At 66.8% G+C, this 8,348-nt stretch carries 10 protein-coding genes; 6 read left to right on the forward strand and 4 right to left on the reverse strand.

Going from position 1 to position 8,348, the window contains the following annotated elements; translation table 11 throughout:
- Window positions 1-206: 206 nt before the first annotated feature.
- On the forward strand, window positions 207-1,010 hold the full coding sequence (locus WA317_RS16410) for a DUF3027 domain-containing protein (protein WP_425174043.1): 804 nt from the start codon (window positions 207-209) through the stop codon (window positions 1,008-1,010).
- Here the strand turns inward: WA317_RS16410 and WA317_RS16415 are convergent.
- Together WA317_RS16415 and WA317_RS16420 are read right to left on the reverse strand one after the other, a co-directional pair.
- The gene (locus WA317_RS16415; protein ID WP_425174035.1) at window positions 1,007-1,462 is read right to left on the reverse strand and encodes an SRPBCC family protein; all 456 of its coding nucleotides are present in this window, start codon (window positions 1,460-1,462) and stop codon (window positions 1,007-1,009) included. The genes WA317_RS16410 and WA317_RS16415 overlap by 4 nt on opposite strands.
- Window positions 1,463-1,465: 3 nt before the next feature.
- Window positions 1,466-1,732: a DUF2530 domain-containing protein gene (locus WA317_RS16420; protein ID WP_425174036.1), complete on the reverse strand. Its 267-nt coding sequence runs from the start codon at window positions 1,730-1,732 to the stop codon at window positions 1,466-1,468.
- Between the two features lie 126 nt (window positions 1,733-1,858).
- On the opposite strand from WA317_RS16420, the gene WA317_RS16425 reads away from it, so the two are divergent.
- From WA317_RS16425 to WA317_RS16435, 3 genes are read left to right on the forward strand one after another with little or no spacing between them, the layout of a single operon-like run.
- Complete coding sequence (locus tag WA317_RS16425) at window positions 1,859-2,242, forward strand: MarR family transcriptional regulator (RefSeq protein ID WP_425174044.1); 384 nt, start codon at window positions 1,859-1,861, stop codon at window positions 2,240-2,242.
- Complete coding sequence (locus WA317_RS16430) at window positions 2,239-3,093, forward strand: TrmH family RNA methyltransferase (RefSeq protein WP_425174037.1); 855 nt, start codon at window positions 2,239-2,241, stop codon at window positions 3,091-3,093. The genes WA317_RS16425 and WA317_RS16430 overlap by 4 nt, the downstream gene beginning before the upstream one ends.
- 9 nt (window positions 3,094-3,102) lie before the next feature.
- Window positions 3,103-3,381 carry a DUF2537 domain-containing protein gene (locus WA317_RS16435; protein WP_425174038.1) on the forward strand — a complete coding sequence of 93 codons (279 nt, stop codon included), beginning with the start codon at window positions 3,103-3,105 and terminating at the stop codon, window positions 3,379-3,381.
- A gap of 10 nt (window positions 3,382-3,391) precedes the next feature.
- On the opposite strand, the gene sepH is transcribed toward WA317_RS16435, so the two are convergent.
- Together sepH and serC are read right to left on the reverse strand one after the other, a co-directional pair.
- A complete protein-coding gene (gene sepH / locus WA317_RS16440) occupies window positions 3,392-4,189 on the reverse strand; it encodes a septation protein SepH (RefSeq protein ID WP_425174039.1) in 798 nt (265 codons plus the stop codon).
- A gap of 104 nt (window positions 4,190-4,293) precedes the next feature.
- On the reverse strand, window positions 4,294-5,412 hold the full coding sequence (gene serC, locus WA317_RS16445) for a phosphoserine transaminase (protein ID WP_425174040.1): 1,119 nt from the start codon (window positions 5,410-5,412) through the stop codon (window positions 4,294-4,296).
- A 160-nt stretch (window positions 5,413-5,572) separates the two neighbouring features.
- Here serC and WA317_RS16450 point away from each other — a divergent pair, with 160 nt between their 5' ends.
- Together WA317_RS16450 and WA317_RS16455 are read left to right on the forward strand one after the other, a co-directional pair.
- On the forward strand, window positions 5,573-6,586 hold the full coding sequence (locus WA317_RS16450) for an AurF N-oxygenase family protein (RefSeq protein ID WP_425174041.1): 1,014 nt from the start codon (window positions 5,573-5,575) through the stop codon (window positions 6,584-6,586).
- 13 nt (window positions 6,587-6,599) lie between these two features.
- Window positions 6,600-8,291 (forward strand): FAD-dependent oxidoreductase, encoded by a 1,692-nt coding sequence (locus WA317_RS16455; RefSeq protein WP_425174042.1) that lies wholly within the window; start codon window positions 6,600-6,602, stop codon window positions 8,289-8,291.
- The last annotated feature ends 57 nt before the right edge of the window (window positions 8,292-8,348 follow it).

The following is an 8,348-nucleotide window of genomic DNA, read 5'->3' on the forward strand; positions in this document are numbered from 1 at the left end:
GCGGGATAGTTCGCCATCCCGGGATGCTCGCCAGCCGGTCCGGTGTGCCGCCGGCCATCGGTGGGCGACGCCAGACCCGCCGCGCGGGGATTACGTCGGTCACCGGGCACCGATTAATTCTCCCCTATACCGGCCGCAGCGGTGTGCAGGCCGTCGGTGTGGCTGGCTGCCCTCCTGCTGCGGCACAATCGGAGACGATGGACAGCATGATCGAGTCGACGGAGAATGCCAGCTTCACCACGCCTGCACCGACCGCCGCTGATCGGCCGGAGGAGTTGACCGCGATTCTCGTCGGTGCAGTCGAGCAGGCCCGCGAGGCGATCGCGGAGTTCAGCGGTGCTGACAAGGTCGGGGACTACCTCGGCGTCGGATATCAAGATCAGGCGTCGTCCACCCACCGCTTCCTGGCGCATCTGCCCGGTTATCAAGGCTGGCAGTGGTCGGTCGTGGTCGCCGCATACCCCGGCGCCGACCACGCCACGGTGAGCGAGGTGGTCCTTGTGCCCGGCCCGACCGCGCTGCTGGCGCCGGAGTGGCTGCCGTGGGAGGAGCGGATCCGACCGGGGGATTTGAGCCCGGGGGACCTGCTGGCTTCGCTGCCGGACGACCCCCGGCTGGTCCCGGGCTACAGCGCGACAGGTGATCCGCGGATCGACGAAGTGGCCGTTGAATTGGGTCTCGGTCGACGGCAGGTGCTCAGCGCCTGGGGCCGCATCGAAGCGGCTCAGCGCTGGCACGACGGCGATCACGGTCCCGGCTCGCAGATGGCGCGCTCGACCAAACGGGTATGCCGGGACTGCGGCTTTTACCTGCCGTTGGCCGGGTCGTTGGGCCGGCTGTTCGGGGTGTGCGGCAATGAGATGTCGGCCGACGGACATGTCGTCGATTCCGAGTACGGCTGCGGCGCGCATTCTGACACTCCGGCACCGGCCGGTGGTGGGTCACCTGCTCTTGACCCCTACGACGACGGGGTGCTCGACGTCAGCGACCAGCCAGCCCAAGAGAGTTAGGGACTCTCCGCCGCGGCCTTGATGTTGGCCAACGACGCGTTCATGCCGTCGAGCAACTCGCGCTCGAAGTTCGCCGTCCCGCCCATCAGCGCGTTCACCGACATGCTCGAGATGGGCTTGACGCCGTTCTCGGCGTGCCGGCTCTCGATAACCCGGGTGCCGTCAGCGGTCGGTTCGAGTTCGTAGGTCCAGATGGTGTTGTTGGCGTTGACCCGGAACGCCAGTCTCTGCTCGGGAATCATTTCGGTGACCGTGCAGGTGGTGAGCCAGAACAGGCGGTTTCGCCGGTTGAGGTTGATGGTGCGGGTGCCGTGCCGCACCGGGCCGAGCGGCTTCATCCATCGGCACTGCGGACTCCACTGCGGCATCCGGCTGAAGTCCGAAATAAGCTGCCACACCGTCGACGCGGGCGCTTTGATCTCGATTTGTGCTTGCAACAACGGCGCTGCCATTGCTCAACCTCCCGTTCCGAATCCCGTTTGCGCACCGCGGACACCACGACGCGCGGCGTCTCGCTGCCAAAGAAAAATACTGGTGCCGATCAGCCCGGTTGCCAGCCCTGCCAGAGTGGCGGGCCGCCAACCGGCCAGGGCCGGCACGGTGAATGCCACGAGGACTGCGGCCGACCAACCCAAGGCCCCCACGCCGATGACCGGCCACACCCGCAGCAGCGAAAGTGGCAGCGGCGGTGGCTCGGGGGCCTCGGCAGGTTGGTCCGGCATTGGTCAACGCTATCGCTGATGAGCCTGCCGAACCGAAAAAGTCGCAGGAACCGCAGGCAGTGTCGTAACGTTCGCGCTGTGATAGGCGGGGATACGCGGCTGGCCAGCGATTTGTCGTTGGCGGTCATGCGGCTGGCTCGTCAACTGCGGTTCCGTCGCCCCCAGTCGCCGGTGACGCTGTCACAGATGTCGGCACTGGCGACCTTGTCCAAAGAAGGTGCGATGACGCCCGGCGCGCTGGCCATCCGGGAACGGGTGCGACCGCCCTCGATGACCCGGGTCATCGCTTCGCTGGCCGACATGGGCCTGGTGGACCGCACACCGCATCCCGACGACGGCCGACAGGTTCTGGTTTCGGTGTCCGACGCCGGCGCTGACCTGTTGGAGACCGAGCGCCGCGCCAGCCGCGAATGGTTGGCTCAGCGGCTGGCGACCCTGGACGGTGTTCAAAGGGATACCTTGCGCACGGCAGCCGACCTGATGTTGGCGCTAGTCGACGAAGGCCCGTGACCGACGTCCTGGATGTCAGCGATCCCGACGACCCGAGGCTCGACCATTTTCGTGACCTGAACAGCGTCGACCGTCGGCCCGATCTGCCGACCGGCAAGGGGCTGGTGATCGCCGAAGGCGTGCTGGTGGTGCAGCGCCTGCTGGCTTCCCGGTTCACGCCGCTGGCCCTGCTCGGTACCGATCGCCGGCTTTGTGAGCTGTCGGTCGACCTGGCCGGCGTCGAGGCACCCTACTATCGGGTGTCCGCCGACGTGATGGCTCGCGTGGTGGGATTTCACCTCAACCGGGGAGTGCTGGCCGCGGCGCGCCGGGTGTCGGAGCCCAGCGTCGCCGAGTGGGCGGGACTGGTTGACGGCGCTCGCACGGTGGCCGTCCTCGAGGGCGTCAACGACCACGAGAACCTGGGCTCGATTTTCCGCAACGCGGCGGGCCTGGGCGTCGACGCGGTGGTATTCGGCAGCGGTTGCGCGGATCCGCTGTACCGTCGCGCGGTTCGGGTATCGATGGGGCATGCGCTGCTGGTGCCCTATGCGCGCACTTCGCAGTGGCCGGGTGATCTGAATCTGCTGCGGGATTGCGGTTTTCGGTTGCTGGCGATGACTCCGGGCGCTGCGGCGCAATCGTTGCCCGCGGTGATGGCGACCGTCCGGGAGGATCGGGTGGCCATCCTGGTGGGCGCCGAGGGTCCGGGGTTGAGCGCCACCGCCTTGCGGATGAGCGATCTGCGGGTGCGCATCCCGATGTCGGGCGGCACCGACTCGCTCAACGTGGCCACCGCGGCCGCGTTGGCGTTCTACGAGCGCGCTCAGACCACCTTCGCTGAACCCGATGGTCCGGCTCAAGCGGACTAGACTCTCGCCGTGCACGACGAGTCCACCCCCTGGGCGACCGGCCTGACGGTATCCGGATTCGTCGCGGCCGTGACGGCGGCGGCCATCGTGGTGCTCAGCCTCGGCCTGGTCCGCGTCCATCCACTGCTGGCAGTCGGGCTCAACATCGTCGCGGTCGGCGGCTTGGCGCCTACCCTGTGGGGCTGGCGACGGACCCCGGTGCTGCGCTGGTTCGTGTTCGGTGCCGGCATCGGGGTGATCGGCGCCTGGCTGACGATGCTCGCGTTGGCGTCGTTGCCGAGTGGCTAGCCGAGAGCGGTCAACGCTGCCCGGAGGAGCGCACACCCAGCAGGACGTCCTCCCACGGCGGCACGGTCGGTTTGCGACGGCGAGGGCGTGCCGACCCATGTTCGTGTTCTACCGCCGCGGTCTCTGCCGGCTCGACCTGCGCCGCAGGCTCGGCTTCCGGCTCGTTGAAGTCGAGCTGAGCCACCGGAGCCAGCGGCCGCAGCGGACGCTCGAAGCTCGGGTCTATCAGCTCGCTGGCGCCGTCATCGACAGCGGTAACGGTGCCACCGTGGGCGCCGGGGCTGAAGCGGAAATGGGCCAGGTTGTCCGACCGGCCGGCCTTCCAGGTCAACTGCACGGTCCATCGGCCGTCTTCGTTGCGCCACGCGTCCCACCGGATGCTGTCGGGATTTTGGCCACGGGTCACCAGGGCGGCGGTCACTGTCTCCAGCAGCGTTAACACCGCGGGGCCGTCGGCGAGGACAGGATGCGCGGCGGTCGCCAGCTCGGCGGCCCGCGAACGCTCCAGCAGAACCGGATGGGCGAAACGCTGCACTCGCGAGAGGTCCGCTCCAGTCGCCGCGGCCACCTGCTCGACGGATGCACCGGCGCGGACCCGCGCCTGAATTTCTCTGGGACTGAGCATGTTGGTGACCTCGATGTCGATTTGGGTTTGCGCTACCCGAGCTCCGTCGCCGCGCACGGCCGCCCGCAGCCGATCGTCGATCGAAATCCTGAACTTCTCGGCCGAACGTCCGCTCTCCGGAGCACCCTCGCAGACGATATGTTTGGCATTGACGTCGAGTCCAACGACCTTGAGTTCTCGCATGACTTCTCCTCGCAGGCCGCCTGCGCACCGGCACGCCAGGCCCGTCAGCTGCGCACTTTAATGCAGGCGACGGCCGTGCCGGCGCTGACACGCTGGCCAGTCGGTCAGAGTCTTTCGACCACCCAATCGATGCACGCGGTGAGTGCGCTGACGTCGTCGGGCTCGACGGCAGGGAACATGGCGACCCTGAGCTGGTTGCGTCCGAGTTTGCGGTACGGCTCAGTGTCGACGATCCCGTTGGCCCGCAGCACCTTGGCAATCGCCCCGGCGTCGACGTCGTCGACGAAGTCGATTGTGCCGACGACCTGGGAACGCAACCGGGGCTCGGTGACGAACGGGGTGGTGTACGGCCGCTCCTGCGCCCACGAGTACAGCCGCTGCGAAGAGTCGGCGGTGCGCTTGACCGCCCAGTCCAGGCCGCCGTTGCCGATCAGCCAGTCGATCTGCTCGGCCAGCAGCACCAGCGTGCCGATCGCGGGGGTGTTGTAGGTCTGATCCTTGAGGCTGTTCTCGACGGCGATGGGCAGCGAGAGGAAGTCAGGCACCCAACGCCCCGACGCGGCGATCGCCTCGATCCGGCTCAACGCCGCCGGGCTGAGGATGGCCAGCCACAATCCGCCGTCGCTGGCGAAGTTCTTCTGCGGCGCGAAGTAATACGCGTCGGTCTCGCTGATCTCGACCGGCAGGCCGCCGGCGCCGGAGGTGGCGTCGATGACGATCAGGGCCTCGCCGGAGTCGGCGGGACGGCTGATCGGCACCGCCACCCCGGTCGACGTCTCATTGTGCGCCCAGGCGATGACGTCCACCGACGGATCGCTCTGCGGCTCGGGCGCGCTGCCCGGCTCGGCCTTGATGACGATCGGGTCGCCGATGAACGGGTTCTTGGCGACGGCTGAGGAGAACTTCGTGCTGAACTCGCCATAGGCGAGGTGCAGCGAACGCTTGTCGATCAGCCCGAACGCCGCCGCGTCCCAGAACGCTGTCGCCCCGCCGTTGCCCAGGATGACCTCGTACCCGTCGGGCAGCGAGAAGTATTCGGCCAGTCCTTTGCGGACCCGGCCGACCAGGTTCTTGACCGGCGCCTGACGGTGCGATGTGCCGAACAGTCCGGCCGAGCTGGTGGCGAGTGCCTGTAGCTGTTCCGGGCGAACCTTCGACGGGCCCGAACCGAACCGGCCGTCGCGGGGTTTGATGTCCTCGGGGATCGTGAGCTGATCAACCATGCTCACTAGGGTAGTGAGCATGGTGCTGTGACGTGGATCACAAGCTGCTGCAGCTTCATCGCTTGGCCACAACTGTCGGCACGGGTCTGGTAAGTAGGCGATACCTGCGGTACTGTGTACATAACACGTCCATTTGTAAACCTCGGCAGGAGGCTTCGGCATGGCTCGGACGAAAACGGTGCGGCGCTGGCGGCGCAACATGGAAGTGCGAGAAGACCGGGACTACGTCGACATGCTGACCACCCTCTCCGAGGGCTCGGTGCGGCGGAACTTCGATCCGTACATCGATATCGACTGGGACGCGCCGGAATTCGCTGTCATCGAGAATGACCCGCGGTGGATCCTGCCGACGACCGACCCGCTGGGCCGCCACCCGTGGTACTTGGCCCAACCGCAGGAACGCCAGATCAAAATCGGCATGTGGCGGCAGGCCAACGTGGCCAAGGTCGGACTGCACTTCGAGTCGATCCTCATCCGGGGCCTGATGAACTACACCTTCTGGGTGCCCAACGGATCGCCGGAATACCGGTACTGCTTGCACGAATCGGTCGAAGAGTGCAACCACACCATGATGTTCCAGGAGATGGTCAACCGCGTCGGTGCTGACGTCCCGGGAATGCCACGGTTGCTGCGCTGGATCTCGCCGCTGGTTCCGCTGGTCGCAGGTCCGCTGCCGGTGGCGTTCTTTATTGGCGTCCTCGCGGGTGAGGAACCCATCGATCACACTCAGAAAAACGTTCTGCGGGAAGGCAAGTCGCTGCACCCCATCATGGAGCGGGTGATGGCCATCCACGTGGCCGAAGAAGCGCGGCACATCTCGTTCGCGCACGAGTACCTGCGCAAGCGCCTACCGCACATGAAACGGACACAGCGGTTCTGGATTTCGCTCTTCTACCCCCTCACGATGCGTGTGTTGTGCCAGGCAATCACAGTGCCGCCGAAGGCATTCTGGGATGAGTTCGACATACCTCGCGAGGTCAAGAAGGAACTGTTCTTCCGGTCGCCGGAATCCCGGAAGTGGTTGCGCGACATGTTCGCCGACGTCCGGATGCTGGCTTATGACACCGGGCTGATGAACCCGGTCGCCCGCCTCGTGTGGCGGCTCTGCAAGATCAACGGCAAGCCGTCGCGTTTTCGCAGCGAGCCTCAGCGCCGGCACTTGGCCGCGGCTTGATGCTTGACTCCTGATGCCGCACGTCATAACGCAGTCGTGCTGTAACGACGGCTCCTGTGTGTTCGCCTGCCCGGTGAACTGCATCCACCCCACGCCTGACGAGCCGGGCTTCGCCACGTCGGAGATGCTTTACATCGATCCGGTGGCCTGTGTGGATTGCGGAGCGTGCGTCGACGCCTGCCCGGTCAACGCCATCGCTCCGGATGCCCGGCTCGCTTCGCGGGAACTGCCGTTCCTTGCGTTGAACGCGTCGTACTACCCCGAACGACCGGCCGACGAGAAGCTGCCGCCGACGTCGAAACTGGCACCGGTGATCCCGGCGCCGCAGTTGCGCAGCGGTCATGTAGGACCGCTGACCGTGGCAGTCGTCGGTTCCGGGCCCGCAGCCATGTATGCCGCCGACGAGCTCCTCACCCAACACGGCGTCCGGGTCAACGTCTTCGAAAAGTTGCCCGCGCCCTATGGATTGGTGCGCGCGGGGGTCGCACCCGACCACCAGAAGACCAAACGGGTCACCCGGCTGTTCGACCGGATCTCGCGGCTGTCCGGTTTTCGGTTCTACCTCAACGTCGAAGTCGGCCGGCATCTGAGCCATGCCGACCTGCTGGCCCACCACCACGCGGTGATCTACGCCGTGGGAGCGCCCAACGACCGTCGACTCGACATCGAGGGCATGGGCCTGCCGGGTACCGGGACGGCCACCGAGATGGTGGCGTGGATCAACGGACATCCCGAATCCGGTGATCTGACAGTCGATCTCAGCCATGAACGCGTCGTCGTCATCGGCAACGGCAATGTCGCCCTGGACGTCGCCCGGTTGCTCACTGCAGACCCGGACGAGCTCGCCGGCACCGACATCGCCGACCATGCGCTGGCAGCGCTGCGCACTTCCGCGGTGCGCGAGGTGGTGATCGCCGCCCGGCGCGGACCGCTGCACTCGGCTTTCACGCTGCCTGAACTGCTGGGACTGACCGGTGCGGCCGACGTCGTACTCGGCAGCCACGATCACGAGCGGGTACTGCGCGACCTGGACGCCGATGCCGACGCCTTGACGAGGCAGAAACTGCAGATACTCAGCCGATTGGGGGACGGGTCGGGGCCGTCGTCGCGGCCGCGGATCCGGCTGGCCTACCGGCTCACCCCGCGGCGGGTGCTGGGCGATCAGCGGGCGACCGGTGTGGAATTCTCCGTCACCGGCTCCGAGGAGAGGCGAACAATTGACGCCGGTTTGGTCCTGACGTCGATCGGCTATCGCGGCACGCCGATTCGAGACCTGCCGTTCGACGACACCGCGGGCATCGTCCCGAACGACGGTGGCCGCGTCCTCAACCGCAACGCCGGCCGCGCGGTGCCCGGCACCTACGTGGCGGGCTGGATCAAGCGCGGCCCGACCGGATTCATCGGCACCAATAAGTCGTGTGCAACACAAACGGTTCGGCATCTGGTGGACGATTTCAACGCCGGCCTGCTGTCCGGTCCGGTTGCCCGGCCGTCCGCTTTGGACCGGCTGGTGCGTGAGCGCCAACCGGATCTCGTCGACGCCGCCGGCTGGCACGCTATCGATGCCGCCGAGGTGGCCCGGGGTCAGGCCGACGGTCGTCCCCGCAACAAGTTCACCGACGTCGCCGAGATGCTGGCCGCGGCCGGCGCGGGCGAGCGACGGCTGCGCCGTCGGCTGACTGACCGGCTGCGCCAATTCGCTTAAACCACCAGGGTTCAACGGGCGCGAATACCGGAGATCCCGGACGCACTGGAAAAGCTG

Origin of the sequence: Mycobacterium sp., assembly GCF_049802695.1 — a bacterium.
Taxonomy (GTDB): Bacteria; Actinomycetota; Actinomycetes; order Mycobacteriales; family Mycobacteriaceae; genus Mycobacterium.